This is a genomic window from Mesorhizobium sp. M7A.F.Ca.AU.002.02.1.1 (assembly GCF_003998535.1).
Taxonomy (GTDB): Bacteria; Pseudomonadota; Alphaproteobacteria; order Rhizobiales; family Rhizobiaceae; genus Mesorhizobium; species Mesorhizobium ciceri.
This window is the reverse complement of sequence record NZ_RZPB01001247.1, coordinates 1-1,100: the sequence shown is the minus strand read 5'-3', so window position 1 is coordinate 1,100 and position 1,100 is coordinate 1. Positions and strand designations below refer to the sequence as shown.

The window sequence follows — 1,100 nt, the reverse complement described above, 5'->3', positions numbered from 1 at the left end:
GCCCAGCAACGCACCCAACAAACTGATCGACAACCTTGGCATCGGTTTATCCGTAAACCCGGAGACTAGCGTCGCAGCCGATGACCTGACCGCCACGAGATCAGTTATGCCTTTGAAATTTTTCAGGAGTTTTTCTGAACTGTAGAATTTTGTTTCTGGAGTGTGTCTGAGAAAGCCGGCGTGAACCCCATCATAGCCACTGGCCAACATATGGCCTGAATTCTATCGTGTGGGTTGCGACCGAAGGGCTTGGCAATCAAAGACAGAAGGGCTTGGCAACAATGACAGGGCTGCTGTGAAATCCGATGCACACATACTGATCGTCGACGACGACAAGGGCATCCGCGACCTGCTGCAGGAATTCTTCCAGAAGCGGGGCCTGCACACCTCGGTTGCCGCCGACGGCATCGAGATGGAGACCATCCTGCGGCGCGTCCAGGTGGACCTCATCGTCCTCGACGTGATGCTGCCCGGCAAAAGCGGGCTGGAGCTGTGCCGCGACCTGCGCGCCCAGTATTCGACGCCGATCATCATGCTGACCGCCGTCACCGAGACGACCGACCGCGTCGTCGGCCTGGAAATGGGCGCCGACGACTATGTGCCCAAGCCCTTCGACCCGCGCGAGCTTTTGGCGCGCATCCGGGCCGTGCTCAGGCGCAATGGCGCCGCCGAGCCGAAGCGCGCCACCACCAAGCAGATCTACCGCTTCGCCGGCTGGACGATGGACTGTGCCCGGCGCCGGCTGATCGCACCCGACGATGTCAGGGTCGAGCTGACCATGGCCGAATTCAACCTGCTGCAGACCTTCGTCAAGAGTGCGCAGCGTGTGCTGACCCGCGACCAGCTCATCGAACTGTCCGGCGGCGACAGCGACTATTCCTTCGACCGCAGCATCGACATCCTGGTCAGCCGGTTGCGGCGCAAGATGGAGGACGACCCGAAGACGCCCAAGCTGATCCTGACCGTACGCAGCGGCGGCTACCAGTTCCTGCCCGAGACGACCTCCGAATGAGACGTTTCCTGCCGCAGACCTTGCCTGTCTGGGTGCTGCTGATCGTCATTGCCGGCCTGCTGATCAGCCAGGTCGCGACCCTCTACAT

Annotated in this window: 1 protein-coding gene; it reads left to right on the top strand. The window is 61.0% G+C overall.

Features of this window, described 5'->3' with window-relative positions; genetic code table 11:
* Positions 1-295: 295 nt before the first annotated feature.
* Positions 296-1,012, top strand: coding sequence for a response regulator transcription factor (locus tag EN879_RS36875; protein WP_013529960.1), 717 nt, complete (start codon positions 296-298; stop codon positions 1,010-1,012).
* The last annotated feature ends 88 nt before the right edge of the window (positions 1,013-1,100 follow it).